The following is an 18,547-nucleotide window of genomic DNA, read 5'->3' on the forward strand; positions in this document are numbered from 1 at the left end:
GAGTGGGTATGTGGGATTCCAAACACCTATAGTAAACTTCGAATTATTGTAAAATACAAATTGAACGGGCTACCTTTAGGGTATTCCCTAAGGAGTTAGATTGAACTTATGATATCAAAATCGGAAATAAAGGAGCGAAAGGATGTGAACCTCTTGGTGGTCAGTTTTTATGCCAAGATTAGGGAGCACCAAATATTGGGGCCCATTTTTAATAATATAATCAAAGACTGGGACAGTCACTTGGAATTACTGACCGATTTTTGGGAGAGTCAATTACTCTTAAAACGTAAATATATAGGCAACCCCATCACCGTTCACCAAGAGGTGGACAAGAAAATGAACCATAGTATTACCCCTGAACATTTTGGACTTTGGCTGAACGAATGGTTTGCTACTATTGATGAGCTTTTTGAAGGGGAAGTGGCATGGATTGCAAAAAACAGGGCACAGAAAATGTCCACAATGCTATACATGAACATTTATCAACACAGAGCTAGGAACAATTAGGCCTCCACCTTAAGGCGATTGAATTTGTAAGGCCATAGGACCAACATCACTGCAATAGGCATCAAGAAGCTTCCGACCGCCAGGAATTTTGAATAATCTTCGAACAAGGGCCAACCCAACCATGCGGCCATCCCCCTATAAAATATAAGGCCCTCTGTAATCAGAAAACCGCCCAAATACACTGTAATTGCCATTTTGGACAGTTTTATCAATCCAAAAAACTCCAAATAGAAAAATAAGCCTATACTAATGACCCCCAAAAAGGTCCAATGTAAATAGCCAATAGTAAAGTCCAGAACGGTGGCTGCCAAATTTGCAAAGTAGGGCCAAGAGGTGAGCCATTGCAAAATCATTTTAACCATTAATAGGAAGACTACCGATTTTAAAATATTAAACTGAAGTCGGGACAGGGCCGATTTAAGCGCCGTCCTGTTTCCTAGACAGATGTTTATCAGTATACCGAACCCTATTAATTGTAATACTGCGCCCAATCCGCCTAAAATGAAATATATCAATTGAGGTACTGTCCATAGGGTAGACAGAAAAAAACTTAGAATAATCCCTAGGACCGTAGTCATGAAAAAATACCTAAATGTTCTAGCGGAAATATTAATTTGAAGCTGTTCCAACAAGTAAAAAAAGATTCCTGTTAGCGCCAAAATCATCCAACCGTTATACTGAAAGTGTAAGTAGAAGTAGATAGCCAATCGGTACCAAATGGATTCGGGTCCCAAAATCGTCATAATAGCCCCTAAAGCCCATGGCCCTATACTAGAACCTATCATAAACCAGAGGGCATACTTAATACAGATATAGGACTTGGTAACCTTGAACGATTGGGGCGTGTGTTTTAGAAAAAAAGCGGAGAACCAATAGGAGGCCAAGAGGAATAAAGTGGAGAATATTATGGAAAAAAGGGCATACCCTTGAAAGGGAAAGGATAACAACATCCCTATCAAACAGATCTGTGTAAACCAGAAAATCCTGCGATACCTTCTATCCATAACCTGCTTGTCCATAAAAAGATGGTACAACAAGGTGGTCAGTGCAATATATACCCAGCCCAAAAGAGCTATATGGGAATGCGTATGCACTATAAACCGGTAATTGATGGGCATTGGCGTAACTACAAAGGTCCGCAATAAAACCCCCAGTAGTGCGGCCAATAAAAAATAGCCTAGGGATACTCTAATATGGGTTTTAGTAACTATCACGCAATTTCATGGAATTCAGCTAAAGGTACTATTAAAAGTCCTTTCTTTTGGAAACATAGGCCAAGCGCCAAACAGGGATGACCGTCCACAGGAACAGCATAATAATAGATATAAAAAGTCCCAAATTAGTCCCGAAAAACTGCTTAAAAATAGCACCTGTATACCCTAAAAGAGCGGAAATATCCAGCTTTAACAGAATTAAGGTCCTGGATAGGTCTATAGGATTAAACATGGTAGCAATCAATGACAGGTTATCCAGGGGGTACTCCTCAAAAACGATCAATGACATTAGAAATAATCCATCATAAATTACTGCCAAAAACAACCAGGCCAGAACGGCATACCCAAAACCCTTTATCTTGTTTTCGTTAGACAAGGCAATATTAAAGGCTACAGCAGTAAAGATCAGTGTTAAAAAAGCACCTGTTATCAATAAAAGTGAAAAGTCCCAAATAGCATTGCTTTCAAACAATCCGTACAAGGCAAAGGGGATGCCCAATCCCAAGACCAGACTCATAGTAAGGGAGCCGGCCACACCGAAATATTGGCCAAGAAAAATGGAGGATCTTTTGATGGGCTGTGCCAAAAGCAATTCTGTAAATTCCTTGGAATTATAAAAGTACATGACTCCAAATATGGTCCCGATAAGGGGTACCAGAACAATGATAACGTTCATTAAGGTTATAACGGCCTTGGAAAGCTCATTGTTCAAAAACAACAGCACAAAGCCCAACAACAGATAGAACAGAAAATAAACGTAACTCCAGCGGCTACGCATTAGGTCGTAGAAACTATATTTTAATATCTTAATCATGGTTGTTGTGGGTTGATATTGCCGCAATGGCATGTTCAAAATTGCTTTGTCCGGTTTTGGTCTTTAATTCCGCAATGCTGCCCTTAAAGTAAATTTTACCTTCAAGCAGGTATACGATCTGGTCGGAAACCTCTTCTACAAACTGCATGATATGGGAGGTGATCAAGAAAGTCTTTCCCTTTGCCTTTTCCTCAAAAATAAGCTCCTTGAGACGGATCAACGATAAGGGATCCAGACCATTGGTGGGTTCGTCCAAAATTATCAAGGGACTGTCGAACATAAAGGTCAGTACAATATTTACCTTTTGTTTGGTACCTCCGGAAAGGTTGCTCAATTTTTTATCCAAGAATGGTTCCAATCCAAATTGGGCAATCAACTTCTGTTCATCGCTCGGTTTTTGCCTAATATCCTTTATCATTGCTATTAGTTCCTTGACCTTGAGGTTTCCTGGGAAATTGGCAATTTGCGGAAGGTAATTTATGTCTTGGCGATACTTCCAACTATTTCTAACAGTTGAATCCATAACGGTTATGGTTCCCTTATTGGGAATTACCATCCCCAATACTGTTTTGATCAAAGTTGTTTTACCGGAACCATTGGGTCCCAGGATGGCAAAAATACCGCCTTGGTCTATATTAAGTTCCAATCCGGTCAATACCACATTTTTACCAAATTTCTTATGAAGGCTTTCGACCTGTATCATTTAATTTTTTTCATTAAGGGTTTTGCATCAACTAAATCGTCCGGGGTAAAAACAGGGGATACTTTTTCCGAAAAATCGATAATATCCATAAATAAACTGCGAAGCAGAATAATAGTTTCTGGGGTTCTATTTACGATATAGGAAAATAATTTTACCGGTCTGTAGGGAATATCGCCGGTACCGTTTCTATCCAGATCGTAGCCGGTATAGTCGCTCCAATAGTTTTCGTCAAAAATATTATCGTTCAAATTGCTATTGTAGGCCAGATCAAAGGAGTTGTACATGAAGTTATTATGGATAAAAGTATTGGTGTAACAGGCTCCACGTACTTTAATGGCCCAGCCATTCTTTATGAAATTGTTTTTTGAATAATTTATCCTATTGGACCCTTCAATGCTGATGCCTACCGTATTTTCTTCAAAGGTATTGCCTATAATTTCAGCATCATTGATCTCTTTTAACAACACCCCAAAAGAGGTGGTACCCCAATTTTTCCTAAAGGTATTGCCCTGCATTTTTATCCTTTTGGAAAACATGACCGCAACCCCTGCCCCGTTGTTCTCAAAGGTATTGTCCTTGTAAACGTCATCATTGGAGAACATAAAGTGCAGCCCATAGCGAAGATTGTCCGAACTAATATTGTTCTCTATGGTAATATTGTCCGAGAATTCCAGGTAGATACCATCCCTTACATGTTGAACAATATTGCGCTCCACAACTATATTCTGGGAATACCACAGTTGTATACCATTCCCCGAATTGTATTCGTCCACGGCATCCCCGATGATCTTATTATGATATACCCTGCCGTTCTTGCTCTTCTCCAAATAAATCCCGAAAAACAGCTTTTCCAGCACCACATTCTGAATTAGAAAATTTTCGCTCTGCACCACCCTGATAGCGGCGTAATCTGCCGTATAACTGGTACCCACGTTTATAATGAACAGGCCGTCTATGGTAACATTATCCGAAACTATGGTTATGATCTCTCCCTTATCCTCGCCATCAATTACGGGATAATTTTCCCCAATAATGGTCAGCGGTTTGGTTACTTGGATATTGAATTCCTTATAGGTTCCTTTTTTGATCAAAAGTGTATCAAAATCAGCAGCCACGGCTATGCCTTGCTTTATGGTTTTCACCTCGCAGGATCCACAGACCGTAATGGTCCCAGCCCATAAATGATTGCCAACAAGACATAACAGAAAACAGAAAAGTAATGTTATCCTTCCCATCATCTAATGATCAGAAATTTGGAATTTTCCTCGGCAGACACCCAATGTGGCACGTCTTTGGGAAAACTAAAGTGTTGTTGCCCACTTATGAAATAGGATTTACCATTGATGTGAAAGATTATCCTTCCTTCCAAAACAATCAATTGGGCATCCGTAGGAGCGGTATGTTCAGGAAAAATGGCATCCTTCTCCAAACTAATGTTCAATATCTCCAGAGCATCTGTTTTTACCAATTTATTTACCTGAAGTTTATTGTATTCCTGATTTTTTATCTGATCGTTAATTGTGTACATAGTCATTGTTTTTTTAGGCTAATTATTTCCAAGCGCATCGGAATGGCCGAAGAAAAAATATAAGCCTGTTCTTGATTTCCTTCCAAGGCAAACCCCTGGACTGTAATATGGATGTCTACAAGTTAAATCTCAGTTTTAACTGGTTCCAGGTCAACAGGTCCCCATCATACGTCATTAGGGCATCCACTGCCGCCTGCTCCGTCTTAAAGGCCGTTAAAAACTCCCCCATGGGGCTGGGAATACGATCGCTTATCAGATAGGTAGCTTCAGTTGCATCGATCAGTTCCCCTGGTTGATTGTAATCGTTCACCAGGTAAAGAGCTACCTGTTTCTGATCTATATCCTTGAGGTGATTCATCATACACTCACTTGAATCGAACTTAAAGACCTTACCCTTATCTGTAACAATTTCAGCTGCATGTTGCCTGTCCACAATGGTCATTCTACAAAAATGACATCCATCAGTTCCATAGGCAATGGGCTTAGGGCCAACATTGCAGGAAGATGCCAACAATAAAAATAAAAACCCAAATATTCTGTAGTTTACCATATATCAAATACTATAAATTATGCAGCTACCGCTTTTTTTAATTGTTGTTTTACCTTTGTACCCTTACTCTTCCATCCCATATAGGATGCCCCCAATGTAAGTGACATTCCAGCGAACATCATATAGGCACCAATACTTGGAAGGGAGGTTACATCAAAATTCAACATTTTTTGGTTCCCGAAAAGGGGCGGTTTATAGGTCATTGGTGTTCCATCAGGGTTCGAAATCTTCATAATGGCATGTGGGTCCAAATTGGTACCATAATCTATCATCCATGCATTAAAGTCGTACATTCCCAAAAGCCCCAACACAGACATAATTACAAACCAAGCAATAAATCCTTTGTATGACAACTTTTCAAAATATCCCATCAGCCCCACCATAACACCTAAAAACACCATTCCTCCAATGACATACGGAAAGGTAGTAAATTCCCACATCTCCTCTGGTTTGGGTATGGTCTTCATGCCAATATAATGATTGAGCCCATCTATATTCTGGATATCAAATTCTTCTACTCCCTTTATCCCATCAATATAGATATCCATTCCCAAAGGGTCAGGATATTGTGGTGCCCCCAACATAATATTCCATAATGGAAAGGCAAACAACCCCATTAGCAGAAAGGAGCCAATTATCATTAATACACTTGCTTTTTTCATTTCTTGTCGTTTTCTGTTAATTACAAATTGAAATTTGTTCTGGATGGCTGTCCTAATCTTCAACTTGTTGAAAAAGCGGGCAGTTTCTTAAACCAGACCCGCTTTTACTTCTAAAACTAAAACTAAGTAATCTTAATCGCCTAGTGACCAGGATAGTTCCAAGTTGGAATTTGCTGGTGAAACCCTAATATAGCCCTGCATCTCTTGGTGCAGTGCGGAACAGAAATCTGTACAATAGAACGGCCACACACCTACTTGCTTGGGTTCCCACACCAATGTCTTGGTCTGCCCTGGCATGATCAATAGCTCTGAATTATTGGCGCCAATCACGGCAAAACCGTGTGGTACATCAAAATCCTGCTCTTGGTTCGTTATATGAAAATATACCTTGTCGCCTACCTTAACACCCTCAATGTTATCTGGTGTAAAATGACTTCTGATGGTTGACATATAAATATGCACATCCTTACCATCGCGTTCCACTTTGGCATCAGCTGCCCCTAAAGTGGCGTAAGGGTGTTTGTTATCTGCGAGTTTATAAAACTTTTTCGATTTAGGAGCTAAAAGTTCAGCTGGGATTCCTGCTGCATAATGTGGCTCCCCATGAGTAGGGAAATCATAAAGCAGTTCCATTTTATCTCCAGAGATATCGTAAATCTGAGCCGAGTGCTCCATCTCTGGACCTACTGGCAGATATCTATCTTTTGTAATTTTATTAAGTGCTACTACATACTTCCCAAAAGGCTTTCTGGAATTTCCACCTGGAATCATCAAGTGACCAACAGAGTAATAAGTTGGTTTTCTATCGATAACCTCCCAAGTCCCCAATTTCCATTTTACAACTTCCGAAGAAATAAAGAAGGTAGTATAGGCATTGCCCTTACCATCAAACTCGGTATGCAACGGCCCAAGACCACCACTTTTAACGGTTCCTGCAAGCACGTCCTCAAATTTTAAGATAGGAATACCATAGGCCTCACCGTCGAACTTTTTACCCTCAATGGCAGCAATCATATTATCAAAAGAGTGTATTGTTAAGTCCGCAGATAATTTACCATTGCCAATAATGTATTGGCCTGTTGGATCTACATCACAACCGTGAGGAGATTTTGGAGTGGGTAGAAAGAATACCGCACCAGGTACATCTAGGGGGTTTACTGTAACAACTTCTTTTTTCATGGTAGTGGTTGCAGTATGCGTAGACTCATCATATACGTTATGCGCATAATTAGCTGGCATTTTGGTGCCTCCACCATTGTTCACATACTCTTCAACTTTTTTCCAGTTGATAGCCGCAATAAAATCCTTATCGTTCTGAGAAGAGTTCACTTCTTGTAATGTACTGGCCTCCTCAGTATTATAGGTAGTAAAGAAGAACCAACCGTGGGATTTTCCCCTACCAGGATGCGAAAGATCATAGTTAAATCCGGGCATGATGATTTGGAATTTAATATCCATATGACCGTGTTCCGGGTCAACACTTATGAAAGATAGAGACCCTTGAAAGTTTCCCTTGTATTGGTTTATGGGCATATCACGTTGTGGAATGGGCACTGAAAAACGAGTTCCTGCCACAACATATTCGGTGTTTTCGGTAACAAAAGATGAACTGTGGTTACCGGCACTGTTGGGCACCTCAATAATTTCTTCTGTTTCAAAAGTACTTAGACTTATACGAGCAATTCTTGGTGTGTTATTTCCGTTTATGAATATCCATCTTCCATCCAGTTCTCCATTCGTTTGGGAAATATCGGGGTGGTGGGAATCATCCCAAGGTACAAACCCGTGAGAGGTATTCAACATAGGCTTTGTTTCTTCGGAATAGCCATAGCCCGAAGTGGGAAATTGTGAAAATACGGGAATTTCCTTGAACATACGTCCAGATGGGAGGCCATAAACTGTTAGATTGCCACTATATCCCCCGGACATAAAGGCGTAAAACTCGTCATGTTCCCCAGGGGCCACATAGACTTTTTCGGCATTGCTCGAATTTAATGCTCCTGAAGAACTTTTGCCTTGGTTACCATTGCCGCAACTATTCAATAAGGCAGCAAAGCCCAAGAGTCCCAATACTAAATAGGTATACTTTTTCATTATTTTAAATTTAATTGTTTATTGAGTTCTTTAATTATTCTGTTGGGGGCAAAATCACCTTGTCTACCACGTGTACAATCCCATTGCCCGCAGGTACACTGGCCAAAATTTTAGCGCCACCGACCAAAACATCGTCCCCTACTACCTCAACGGTAACGTTCTGATCATTGGCCTGCCCCAATTTTTTAAACTTCATTAAAAATTCCTTGCTGTAATTACCAGCGGTAACATGATATTTTAGAATATTGGCCAAAGCCGCCTTGTTCTCCGGCTTTAGAAGATCTTCCACGGTGCCTTCTGGCAAGGCTGCGAACGCTTCATTGGTAGGTGCAAATACCATTAGGGGGCCTGCATTTACCAAGGCGTTTTCCAATTCCGCGGCCTGCACCGCTGCCACCAAGGTGGTATGGTCTGGGGAACCTATGGCAATCTGTAGAACATTGGGCGTAGAACCATCATCTTCGATAAAGGCCTGGCCCTGTTTTTCAACTTCCTCCGTTCCGGCATTGTCCTGAGTTGGATTCGTTGCTGTCTTCGCTTCGTTTTTACAACTGAACAAAACGCCCAGCATTAGAAACGATAACATAAATGATTTTAAATTGGTTGTCGGGAACATAGTGCTATATATTTATTATTATAAGGTTCTAAAGTATTCCAATACTGCCCGGGCCTCTTCTTCGGTAAGACTTTGATTGGCCATTGGAGCACCGTTAAATTCAGCCAATAAAGCTTTTGCCAACGGATCCTCCTTCACCATAACCTCAGGATTCAAGATCATGTTCATTACCCATTCCGGGCTACGTCTTTCCAATATGCCTTTTGGGGCCGGCCCTATGAATTTTTTATCTACCCTATGGCAGGCCAAACACATTTTGTTGTAGACTTCCTCCCCTTTTTTGGCCATTTCCTGGTCCACTTCGGCCGCCAAGCTTACCGAGGTAATGGGCCCAACACCCTTGTTGGTCAAATCCACGGTCTCCGAAGGTTTGGTATCTACTGCCGCAGGGGCAGGTGCAGGTTGTTCCGTTGTGGTTTTTGCCCTATCCACACTAAAGCCTTCTTTTTTCTTTTCTTCCTTACCTCCACAGCTCATCATCAAAACTGAAAAAAGAACTGCGCTACTTTTTAAAATTATTTTCATCTCTTTATTTTTATTTGTTGTTTATAGGTCATTTTTTACTATTTGTAATATTGAAATTGACAGTTGTTGCTTAGAAAGATTTATACATGATTTACGATTTTTAACAATTTATTGGGACAAAATTAGGTTGCCATTAAAACATAAAACATGATAAAAATCATATTAAGGATAAAAATGTCCTTTTTTTAATCCTCTATACCTGAATGAAACATTTAAATGGGGTCCTTATTTGGAAAACAACCTCTCTTCACGAACTTAAACAGCTGTTTTACAACAAAATAAACTAAACTCTCCATGATTCTATAATATCCCGGGCCCTAGGATTTAACTCCGCAGTATCTGTCTTTTAAATCTTTTACATATCTTAGTAAAAGCACTTCAACGGAAACATTGGTGCTATTTGTCAGGATAATTTTTGGGCCATTTCAATTTATTTTCAAACTCAAATTGAGGGCCAAAGAATGGGATATAAAATGATTTGCAATAATGTGGAGTAGTCTTATGGCATTTTACATTTAGTATTAACTTTTAGGTCCTTTGTTTATTAATTATTAATCGCGCCATGGTCTTATCAAAATAAGCCTATGCCCAATTGCGAACCCGTATTTTATGGCCAACTACGATATTACTATCGATAAGGAAAAAATCATTTTAAGTTCCAAGGATATAGCATCTTTGGATATTATTCCCATAGGCAATCAGCAATTTCATGCCCTTAGGCAGGACCGATCCTATAAGATCAAAATCTTGAATACCGATTTTGCCAACAAAACTATGACCATCGAGGTCAATGGCAATAGCTATGAAATGGTCCTGGCAGATGAATATGATCAAATGGTAGACAAAATGGGATTGTTATCTACGAAAACCCATAAAATAAATAATATCAAGGCCCCCATGCCCGGGCTAATCATAGATGTTATGGCATCAATAGGACAGAAAGTTGAATCAGGGACACCCTTGATAGTGCTATCGGCCATGAAAATGGAGAATATCATCACCTCCCAGGGGGAAGGCATAATAAAAAGTATAAATGTGGAGGTAAACGATGCTGTTGACAAAGGACAGCTAATTATTGAAATGGAATAACCTTAGTATGGAGATAAATAAAATATTGGTAGCCAACCGGGGAGAAATAGCGCTGCGCATCATGCGGACGGCCCAAAAAATGGGAATAAAAACAGTGGCGGTCTATTCTGATGCCGATAGGGAAGCGCCCCATGTAAGGTTTGCCGATGAAGCCGTTCACATAGGCAATTCGCCATCCTCAGAATCCTATCTGAACATGGACAAAATTGTGGAAGCAGCCCTAAAAACCAAGTCCCAAGCTATTCATCCGGGGTACGGCTTTTTAAGTGAGAACGCCGTTTTTGCCCAATTGGTAACCGATAATGGGATTACTTTTATTGGCCCCAATCCACATGCCATTAAGGTTATGGGCAACAAATTGGAGGCCAAGGAGGCTGTTAAAGGTTATAATATTCCCATGGTACCTGGAATTGAAGAGTCTATTACCGATATTACCCTGGCCCGGAAAGTTTCAGAACAGATAGGGTTTCCTATTCTGATAAAAGCCTCTGCAGGTGGTGGTGGCAAAGGAATGAGAGTGGTGCATCAGCCATCGGAATTACCGGAACAAATGGAACGAGCCATCAGCGAGGCCAAGGCTGCCTTTGGGGACGGTTCCGTATTTCTGGAAAAATACATTGAATCCCCCAGGCATATAGAAATCCAGATATTGGCGGATACTTATGGCAACATTATCCACCTTTTTGAAAGGGAATGCAGTATTCAAAGAAGGCATCAAAAGGTTGTGGAAGAGGCTCCATCTGCCGTATTGACCCCAAAAATAAGAGCCGCCATGGGAGAAGCTGCCATAAAAGTAGCCAAGGCCTGCGACTATGTAGGGGCAGGAACGGTGGAATTCCTTCTGGACAGTGACAAAAATTTCTATTTTCTGGAAATGAATACCCGCCTACAGGTAGAACATCCTGTAACAGAATTGATTACCGGTATAGATTTGGTGGAACAACAGATTAAAATTGCCAGAAATGAAAAGCTGGAATTTTCACAGGAAGATCTAAGCATAAAAGGTCATGCCCTGGAAGTTAGGGTATATGCCGAAGATCCACTGGACAATTTTCTACCCAGCATGGGTACTTTGGAAACCTATATACGCGCTAAGGGCAAAGGAATAAGATTGGATGACGGTTTTGAGGAAGGCATGACCATACCCATTTATTACGACCCCATGCTGGCCAAGTTGATTACCTATGGTAAGGATAGGGAAGAAGCCATTCAACTAATGATCGGTGCCATATCGGAGTATAAGATAAAGGGAATATCCACCACCCTGCCCTTTGGAAAATTTGTGTGTGAACACCAAGCCTTTAGCTCAGGGGAATTCGACACCCATTTTGTTAAAAATTACTACACTCCGGAACTCTTGCTACAACAATATACAGATGAACGCGAAATTGCGGCCATGGTGGGATTGAAACTGTTTTTGGAACACCGGGACAAACTTAAAGTGCCCAATAATGAAAACTCCAATTGGGCCTTGAAGCGTACCAAATGATAAGCATCCAATAGGACCTATAGTCTTTAAAGGCATAAAGTATTATTTAATGAATGACAAAATAAAAAAACTCGAAGATAAAATAGCCCAGGCTAAATTGGGTGGCGGCCAAAAACGTATTGAAACCCAACATTCGAAAGGCAAGCTCACCGCCCGTGAGCGAATCCATTTTCTGTTGGACGAGGGATCGTTTGAAGAGCTCGGTGCCCTGGTAACCCATAGGACCAAAGACTTTGGCATGGGCAAGCAGATCTTTTATGGGGACGGGGTAGTTACGGGTTATGGAACCATCAATAGCAGACAAGTCTGTGTTTTTGCCCAGGATTTTACCGTATTTGGAGGTTCCCTTTCCGAAACCCATGCCGAAAAAATATGCAAGGTAATGGATATGGCCATGAAGATAGGTGTGCCCATAATTGGCTTGAACGATAGTGGCGGGGCAAGAATACAGGAAGGGGTAAGGTCTCTAGGCGGTTATGCCGATATCTTTCACCGTAATGTAATGGCCTCTGGGGTTATACCCCAAATATCCGCCATTATGGGACCCTGTGCCGGAGGAGCCGTCTACTCCCCCGCTATGACCGATTTTACATTAATGGTGGAAAATTCCAGCTATATGTTCGTCACCGGTCCCAATGTGGTTAAAACCGTGACCAATGAAGCCGTGAGCTCCGAAGAATTGGGCGGGGCAATGACACACGCCACCAAATCTGGCGTCACCCATTTTACGGCTGAAAACGACTTGGAGTGTCTAGAACAAATAAAGGAACTTGTTGGTTATTTGCCGCAAAATTGCGAGGATACCCCCAAGTCACTCCCCTATTCACTAAACACCGAAATTAGGGAAAAATTGGAAACCATAATTCCGGAAAATGCCAATCAGCCCTATGACATGAGGCACATCATTAATGAAATCATAGACGAATCCCCATTCTTTGAGGTGCATAAGCATTATGCGGAAAATATTGTCGTGGGCTTTGCCAGATTGGCCGGAAAAAGTATTGGGATCGTAGCCAATCAACCTATGAGTCTGGCCGGGGTTTTGGATGTAAACAGTTCCAAAAAAGCGGCCCGATTTACCAGATGCTGTGATTGTTTCAACATTCCCCTTTTGGTATTGGTAGATGTTCCCGGGTTCCTGCCGGGCACCGATCAGGAATGGAACGGCATAATCACCAATGGTGCCAAGCTACTCTATGCCCTTAGCGAGGCTACGGTTCCCAAAGTAACCGTTATTACCAGGAAGGCTTACGGCGGGGCCTATGATGTTATGAACTCCAAACATATTGGGGCCGACCTCAACTATGCCTGGCCCGGTGCCGAAATTGCCGTAATGGGCGCCAAGGGAGCCAGTGAGATCATCTTTAGGAAAGAAATAGATTCGGCAGAAGATCCAGAAGCAAAACTTAAGGAAAAAGAAGAAGAATATGCCGATAAGTTCGCCAATCCGTACAGCGCAGCGGAAAGAGGCTTTATAGATGAAGTAATCCTCCCCAAGGATACCCGGAGAAAACTGATAAAAGCCTTTGCGCTCTTAGAAAATAAAGTAGTGCATCTGCCCAAGAAAAAACATGGAAACATACCTTTGTAATCTATTACTGATCACTTAGCACAATTTTGAATCGATAACAGAACATGAGCAACTTAGAGGAACTTATACAATTACTTACGTTGGAACGCATTAATGACAATACCTTTGTGGGACAAAACTATCAGGCCCCTTGGGGCAGGGTTTTTGGGGGACAGGTACTGGGACAATCCTTGCATGCCGCCTACCAAACGGTTGCCGATGATCGGATTGCGCACTCCATGCACGGGTATTTTATATTGGGGGGAGACCTGAGCATCCCCATTACCTATGAAGTAGATTATTTAAGGGACGGCCGTAGTTTTACCACCCGTAGGGTGGTCGCCAAACAGAATGGCAAGGCCATTTTTAACATGGCCGCCTCATTTCAGGTCCCGGAAGAAGGGGTGGAACACCAGATGACCATGCCCAATCTTATAACCCCTAAAAAGTTAATGAACAGCTTGGAGCAAATTGAGGAAATGAAAACTACAGATCCGGACTCCTACAACCTTATAAAACTTACCCATCCCAAGGTATTCGAATTTAAGCCCGTGGAACGGCTAACCGCCCTGCTTGCCAAAGATGGCCCACCATTTAACCATATGTGGATGCGGGCTACGGAAAAGGTAAATGCCGATTTGCCGCTACAGCAGCAATTATTGGCCTATGCCTCCGACTACAACATTCTAACAACCGCTTCCCTTCCCCACCGTGAGGAACTCAGGAAAGGAAAGACGTTTTATGCCAGTATAGACCATGCCATATGGTTCCACCGCAATTTTAAAATAGACGAATGGCTTTTGTACACCATGGACAGTCCCAGTGCCTGCAATTCCAGAGGCTTTTCCCGGGGCAGTATTTTTGATAGGAATGGTGTTCTGGTAGCCTCTGTGGCACAGGAAGGGTTAATGCGCAGCACACAGGTAGGTTAATACTATGGGTATTGGGCTTCTAATAATTAACTAAGTACTTTTTGCCTAATTGGAAAGTGTCCTTATATATTAAATTTTTGGGACCGCACGGTTCTGGACAAACCAACACCCTTACTTTTCCCATGGGTTGGATCTTGGCCCAATCTTCCTTCAGCTAAATGTTTTCGGACTATTATAGACCAACTACAATCGGCCAAACTACCATTAATATCTTTGAAATACTATTTGCCTTCAGGACTCCAACTGCGGTTTATCCCATGTAAATTACCGTTTATCCGTGCAAAAATATTCCTCTCGTTTTTTGACCAATTTTTTTCCCTTTTGACCACTAAATTTCTGTTTAGGGCAAGGCTGGTCGAATTTTGCAGTATAACATTAAATAAAAGATATGAAAACATTATTACTCGTAAAAGAAATTTATGCCGAAGGATTCAAAAACCTGGGAAACATTATTGTTAAAAACTATTTCAAAGCTTTCTTATGGTTCAGTGTAGCTATGTTTGCCGTAGTATTGTACGCTTTCATTTTTAGACTGGTAACCGGATTTGCTTGGGACTAGATAAGAAGAAATAAATTTGTATGAAAGGTATGCAGTATTTAAGAGAATTACTGGTAGGAAAAAGTGATGGCATCGAGGTTCCTATGACACTGAAGCTATTGTTGATCTTGGTCTTTCTTTGCTTTTTCCTAGCCTTATTCTCAATTCTGTTGTACACCTTTGAATAGTATTGCCTTATAGCAAAAGCATAAGGTGCTGCAAGCTTTCAATTGTACACTATTTTTTTTAATGTTATGTAGTTCCCCCACTTGAACAATATAACTGATCAATCCCAAAAGTTATGTGTGAATTAGAAAAAGGTAGAATAAACTAACCCTGAGTCGTGTTCTGTTCATTTTTTGCATCGCCCAAAAAACGAACCAAAAAACGCTAGGCTGATTTTAAATTTCTTTAAATCTACGCACTTTACACTGCCGCACCGCCCAGGCCGCTTTCACTTGGGTGAAATGCTCTATGGACGGCTTCCGTCTTCCAATGTGTAAACCACTTGATTTAATACGAAATTGAAAATAGGCCGTTTCTCTGTTACGTCAACATTTGAAGCCTAAAATCATTTTAATTTAAGGAGTACCCTTGCCATTTTGTGTTCAAAGACTGTTGTTAGCTTAAGCTTCTTCCGTGGTGGAGATGACATGGCCGTAAAGAATTATTGAAGCCTTGGAAATAATTTAGGCCATGGCATCGGTCCTTAAAATCACGAGATTTTAGGGACCACATAGTGAAGAAGGGTCTTTTCTTTTGTTTCGTTTTCTTTGGACAAGCAAAGAAAATGAAAGAATAATTTCAATCGATTTTTTCCAATTATCAAAAAGAAGGCAATTCATTGTAATCACAAATTTTGCCATAACACAACTAATAGACATAATTCTTTTGTAGTTCCCCCACTTGAACAATATAACCTTGACAGTGTTTTTGATGTTGGTCCAATGATAAGTTGCCTTCAAATAAATTATGGATATTATCCAAAATTTTGGAAATATTCCATAATTTAGCATACCTTTTTTTGGTGTGCGATGAACAAAACAATACTTCATTTGGATTTGGATACCTTTTTTGTATCCGTAGAGCGACTTCAGGACAGTAAACTGGAGCATAGGCCCATACTTGTTGGCGGCGTTAGCGACAGAGGGGTGGTTGCCGCATGTAGCTACGAGACCAGAGGTTTTGGGGTGCATTCCGGTATGCCTATGAAAATGGCCAAGGAACTCTGTCCGGAAGCCATTATCATAAAAGGGAATGCGGGAACCTACAGCAAACATTCCGATATCGTTACCGATATTATCAAAGAACAGGTACCGGTCTTCGAAAAGTCCAGCATAGATGAATTTTATGCAGATCTTACGGGAATGGACCGTTTTTATGGTTGTCACCAATTCTCTACCGAACTGCGCCATAAAATTATCAAGGAAACCGGACTTCCCATTTCCTTTGGCCTGTCGGTAAACAAGGTAGTTTCTAAAGTAGCCACCAATGAGGCTAAGCCCAACAATGAACTGAAGATAGATATAGGCCATGAGAAACCTTTTTTAGCGCCCTTATCCATTAAAAAAATACCTATGGTAGGCGACAAGACCTACCAGACCCTCCGCAATTTGGGACTACGGCAAATAAAGACAATCCAAGAAATGCCCATGGATATGATGCAGCGGGTATTGGGTGCCAATGGGGGCGTAATATGGAAACGGGCCAATGGTATAGACAATACCCCTGTTATCCCTTTTTCCGAACGTAAATCCATTTCCACCGAACGTACTTTTGAGAGGGATACCATAGATGTCATTAAACTAAGGGGGATCCTTATTGCCATGACCGAAAATCTGGCCTATCAGTTGCGGAGGGGAAAAAAACTTACCGCCTGCATTGCGGTAAAAATTCGCTATTCCGATTTTAACACCTATTCCAAACAACTAAAGATTCCGTACACCAGTGCGGACCATATCCTGATTCCCAAGATTCTGGACCTGTTCAATACCTTGTACAACAAAAGGTTGTTGATTAGGCTTATCGGTATTCGTTTCAGTCATCTGGTCCAGGGCAATTACCAAATAGATCTATTTGATGATACCGAGGAAATATTAAACCTGTACAACGCCTTGGACAAGATAAGGGAACGCTATGGGGACAAGAGCGTTATAAGGGCCTCCGGCATGGGCGCCAAGACCATTGGCAGAATGCACAATCCGTTCAACGGCCAGCCCCCTATTGTATTGGCACATAGGAAGCAGTGAGCGGTGGGCAGTGAACAATGAACAATTAGCAATGAACAATAAACAGTGGGAAGTCTTCAGTCTTCAGTGGCCAGTGCTAGGTGGCTGAGCGGAGTCGAAGCCACTGGAGGAAGGAAACAGTGAGGCTGTGTCCAAAGTTCAAAGTTGGAATGTTCAAGGTTCAAAGTCGTTTCGGAGATTGAGCGGAGTCGAAATCGAAGTAGACGGAAATCAGTTTTCAGTAAACAGAAGTGAGAATTGAGTAGTGAGAATCTAGAACCAAAATCCTAGAAACTGGACTAAGGACTTAAGTTGTAGGTCGCACTAACAATATGCTCCTTCCCCTAGCTAGGGGAAGGTGGATCCTCAACTATCAGGCGAGGAGACGGAAGGGGTGCCTGCTTATGGTTAATTAATCAGTAGTGAGCAATCAGTAATGAGTAGTGAGAAAAAAGAATCTAGAACCTAGAATCTAGAGACTGGAAGAGATTACAGTTAACAGCTAGGTGGCTGAGCGGAGTCGAAGCCACTGGATGAAGGAAACACTGAGGCTGTGCCTAAAGTTCAAAGTTGGAAAGTTCAAGGTTCAAAGTAGTAGCCGTCATTGCGAGCCAGTCTGCCGCCTAGGCAGGCGCAGCGCGGCAATCTGTCAATTGCAGTGGCTCCCGTACACAGTTATTGGCAATCAGTATTGAGCAGTTAACATCCAGCATTCAAAGATCTTTTACTTTAAACTTTCCAACCTTGAACATTGAACTTCCGTCTACGGAATATTCAAATACTTATGGGTCTGTAGGGACACTTTCCACTTGGGGTTTTGCATAACGTACTCCACAATCCAAGGAACCACCTTGTCCCTTACGCTCCATTCCGGTTGCAGGTACAAAATACAATCCTTATTGGTCTTGGCCGCCTGTTCCTCGGCAAAAATAAAGTCGTGCTTATTGTAAACGATCATCTTTAATTCGTGCGCCTTATCATAGATAATGCCTTCCGGCAACTTGTTCTTTTTTGGGGAAAGACAGATCCAGTCCCAGGTTCCTGAAAGTGGATAAGCCCCGGAAGTCTCTATATGGGTCTTTAAGTTTTTGGCCTTAAGGGCTTCCGTTAACGGGCCCATATCCCAAGTAAGGGGTTCCCCCCCGGTAATGACAATGGTATCGGAATATTTGGCCGCATTGGTTACAATATGGTCTATCCCTGTTGGAGGGTGGGTTTCCGCATTCCAACTTTCCTTCACATCGCACCAATGGCAACCCACGTCACAACCGCCCACGCGAATAAAATAGGCCGCGGTCCCCTTATGGAAACCTTCGCCCTGAATAGTGTAAAACTCCTCCATTAAAGGCAGCATCAGGCCTTGATCTACCAATGCTAAAACATCTTCTTTTACCATGGCGCAAAGATAGAAAATACCCCGCTCTGGCACTACTAATTAAGAAAAAGATATTTTGGCAGGCGCTAACCCCTGCTTTTCCAATAAAATTG

18 protein-coding genes are annotated in these 18,547 nt (G+C 41.6%); 7 read left to right on the forward strand and 11 right to left on the reverse strand.

The annotated features are described in order from the left end of the window. Positions 1–108 precede the first annotated feature (108 nt). Positions 109–507, forward strand: coding sequence for a group III truncated hemoglobin (locus tag U735_RS0117225; protein WP_031445018.1), 399 nt, complete (start codon positions 109–111; stop codon positions 505–507). On the opposite strand, the gene U735_RS0117230 is transcribed toward U735_RS0117225, so the two are convergent. The 10 genes from U735_RS0117230 to U735_RS0117280 form a co-directional block, all read right to left on the reverse strand. Continuing rightward, positions 504–1,721 (reverse strand): hypothetical protein, encoded by a 1,218-nt coding sequence (locus U735_RS0117230; RefSeq protein WP_031445019.1) that lies wholly within the window; start codon positions 1,719–1,721, stop codon positions 504–506. The genes U735_RS0117225 and U735_RS0117230 overlap by 4 nt on opposite strands. A gap of 31 nt (positions 1,722–1,752) precedes the next feature. Then, the gene (locus tag U735_RS0117235) at positions 1,753–2,535 is read right to left on the reverse strand and encodes an ABC transporter permease (protein ID WP_031445020.1); all 783 of its coding nucleotides are present in this window, start codon (positions 2,533–2,535) and stop codon (positions 1,753–1,755) included. Then, positions 2,528–3,238: an ABC transporter ATP-binding protein gene (locus U735_RS0117240; protein WP_031445021.1), complete on the reverse strand. Its 711-nt coding sequence runs from the start codon at positions 3,236–3,238 to the stop codon at positions 2,528–2,530. Before U735_RS0117240 ends, U735_RS0117235 begins: the two co-directional genes overlap by 8 nt. After that, complete coding sequence (locus U735_RS0117245) at positions 3,235–4,473, reverse strand: nitrous oxide reductase family maturation protein NosD (protein WP_031445022.1); 1,239 nt, start codon at positions 4,471–4,473, stop codon at positions 3,235–3,237. The genes U735_RS0117240 and U735_RS0117245 overlap by 4 nt, the downstream gene beginning before the upstream one ends. Further along, positions 4,473–4,766 carry a cupin domain-containing protein gene (locus U735_RS0117250; protein ID WP_031445023.1) on the reverse strand — a complete coding sequence of 98 codons (294 nt, stop codon included), beginning with the start codon at positions 4,764–4,766 and terminating at the stop codon, positions 4,473–4,475. The genes U735_RS0117245 and U735_RS0117250 overlap by 1 nt, the downstream gene beginning before the upstream one ends. A 115-nt stretch (positions 4,767–4,881) precedes the next feature. Then, complete coding sequence (locus U735_RS0117260) at positions 4,882–5,316, reverse strand: nitrous oxide reductase accessory protein NosL (protein WP_031445024.1); 435 nt, start codon at positions 5,314–5,316, stop codon at positions 4,882–4,884. A gap of 17 nt (positions 5,317–5,333) precedes the next feature. After that, entirely contained in the window at positions 5,334–5,978 is a 645-nt protein-coding gene (locus U735_RS0117265) for a hypothetical protein (RefSeq protein WP_031445025.1), read from the reverse strand. Between the two features lie 132 nt (positions 5,979–6,110). Further along, positions 6,111–8,072 carry a Sec-dependent nitrous-oxide reductase gene (gene nosZ / locus U735_RS0117270; protein WP_031445026.1) on the reverse strand — a complete coding sequence of 654 codons (1,962 nt, stop codon included), beginning with the start codon at positions 8,070–8,072 and terminating at the stop codon, positions 6,111–6,113. Positions 8,073–8,106: 34 nt separating this feature from the next. After that, positions 8,107–8,688, reverse strand: coding sequence for a fasciclin domain-containing protein (locus U735_RS0117275; protein ID WP_031445027.1), 582 nt, complete (start codon positions 8,686–8,688; stop codon positions 8,107–8,109). An 18-nt stretch (positions 8,689–8,706) separates the two neighbouring features. Next, entirely contained in the window at positions 8,707–9,213 is a 507-nt protein-coding gene (locus U735_RS0117280; RefSeq protein ID WP_031445028.1) for a c-type cytochrome, read from the reverse strand. Between the two features lie 609 nt (positions 9,214–9,822). Between U735_RS0117280 and U735_RS0117285 the strand changes: the two genes are divergently transcribed. From U735_RS0117285 to U735_RS0117320, 6 genes are all read left to right on the forward strand, one after another. After that, positions 9,823–10,302 carry an acetyl-CoA carboxylase biotin carboxyl carrier protein subunit gene (locus U735_RS0117285; RefSeq protein ID WP_031445029.1) on the forward strand — a complete coding sequence of 160 codons (480 nt, stop codon included), beginning with the start codon at positions 9,823–9,825 and terminating at the stop codon, positions 10,300–10,302. A gap of 13 nt (positions 10,303–10,315) precedes the next feature. Then, positions 10,316–11,791 (forward strand): acetyl-CoA carboxylase biotin carboxylase subunit, encoded by a 1,476-nt coding sequence (gene accC / locus U735_RS0117290; protein WP_034248828.1) that lies wholly within the window; start codon positions 10,316–10,318, stop codon positions 11,789–11,791. Positions 11,792–11,840: 49 nt separating this feature from the next. After that, entirely contained in the window at positions 11,841–13,382 is a 1,542-nt protein-coding gene (locus U735_RS0117295; protein WP_031445031.1) for an acyl-CoA carboxylase subunit beta, read from the forward strand. 44 nt (positions 13,383–13,426) lie between these two features. Further along, entirely contained in the window at positions 13,427–14,293 is an 867-nt protein-coding gene (locus tag U735_RS0117300; protein ID WP_031445032.1) for an acyl-CoA thioesterase, read from the forward strand. Positions 14,294–14,681: 388 nt separating this feature from the next. Then, positions 14,682–14,852: a DUF6747 family protein gene (locus U735_RS25790; RefSeq protein WP_180994011.1), complete on the forward strand. Its 171-nt coding sequence runs from the start codon at positions 14,682–14,684 to the stop codon at positions 14,850–14,852. Positions 14,853–15,865: 1,013 nt separating this feature from the next. Further along, positions 15,866–17,080, forward strand: coding sequence for a DNA polymerase Y family protein (locus U735_RS0117320; RefSeq protein ID WP_031445034.1), 1,215 nt, complete (start codon positions 15,866–15,868; stop codon positions 17,078–17,080). Positions 17,081–17,822: 742 nt separating this feature from the next. Here U735_RS0117320 and U735_RS0117325 read toward each other — a convergent pair. Then, positions 17,823–18,455: a 7-carboxy-7-deazaguanine synthase QueE gene (locus U735_RS0117325; protein WP_031445035.1), complete on the reverse strand. Its 633-nt coding sequence runs from the start codon at positions 18,453–18,455 to the stop codon at positions 17,823–17,825. Between the last annotated feature and the right edge of the window lie 92 nt (positions 18,456–18,547).

It is taken from the genome of Arenibacter algicola (assembly GCF_000733925.1).
Lineage (GTDB): Bacteria > Bacteroidota > Bacteroidia > Flavobacteriales > Flavobacteriaceae > Arenibacter > Arenibacter algicola.

Bases quoted from the DNA above. Each gene is read 5' to 3' on its own strand.
- U735_RS0117225 (WP_031445018.1), top strand. From the start codon at position 109: ATGATATCAAAATCGGAAATAAAGGAGCGAAAGGATGTGAACCTCTTG.
- U735_RS0117235 (WP_031445020.1), bottom strand. From the start codon at position 2,535: ATGATTAAGATATTAAAATATAGTTTCTACGACCTAATGCGTAGCCGC.
- U735_RS0117240 (WP_031445021.1), bottom strand. From the start codon at position 3,238: ATGATACAGGTCGAAAGCCTTCATAAGAAATTTGGTAAAAATGTGGTA.
- U735_RS0117245 (WP_031445022.1), bottom strand. From the start codon at position 4,473: ATGGGAAGGATAACATTACTTTTCTGTTTTCTGTTATGTCTTGTTGGC.
- U735_RS0117250 (WP_031445023.1), bottom strand. From the start codon at position 4,766: ATGTACACAATTAACGATCAGATAAAAAATCAGGAATACAATAAACTT.
- U735_RS0117260 (WP_031445024.1), bottom strand. From the start codon at position 5,316: ATGGTAAACTACAGAATATTTGGGTTTTTATTTTTATTGTTGGCATCT.
- U735_RS0117265 (WP_031445025.1), bottom strand. From the start codon at position 5,978: ATGAAAAAAGCAAGTGTATTAATGATAATTGGCTCCTTTCTGCTAATG.
- nosZ (WP_031445026.1), bottom strand. From the start codon at position 8,072: ATGAAAAAGTATACCTATTTAGTATTGGGACTCTTGGGCTTTGCTGCC.
- U735_RS0117275 (WP_031445027.1), bottom strand. From the start codon at position 8,688: ATGTTCCCGACAACCAATTTAAAATCATTTATGTTATCGTTTCTAATG.
- U735_RS0117280 (WP_031445028.1), bottom strand. From the start codon at position 9,213: ATGAAAATAATTTTAAAAAGTAGCGCAGTTCTTTTTTCAGTTTTGATG.
- U735_RS0117285 (WP_031445029.1), top strand. From the start codon at position 9,823: ATGGCCAACTACGATATTACTATCGATAAGGAAAAAATCATTTTAAGT.
- U735_RS0117295 (WP_031445031.1), top strand. From the start codon at position 11,841: ATGAATGACAAAATAAAAAAACTCGAAGATAAAATAGCCCAGGCTAAA.
- U735_RS0117300 (WP_031445032.1), top strand. From the start codon at position 13,427: ATGAGCAACTTAGAGGAACTTATACAATTACTTACGTTGGAACGCATT.
- U735_RS25790 (WP_180994011.1), top strand. From the start codon at position 14,682: ATGAAAACATTATTACTCGTAAAAGAAATTTATGCCGAAGGATTCAAA.
- U735_RS0117320 (WP_031445034.1), top strand. From the start codon at position 15,866: ATGAACAAAACAATACTTCATTTGGATTTGGATACCTTTTTTGTATCC.
- U735_RS0117325 (WP_031445035.1), bottom strand. From the start codon at position 18,455: ATGGTAAAAGAAGATGTTTTAGCATTGGTAGATCAAGGCCTGATGCTG.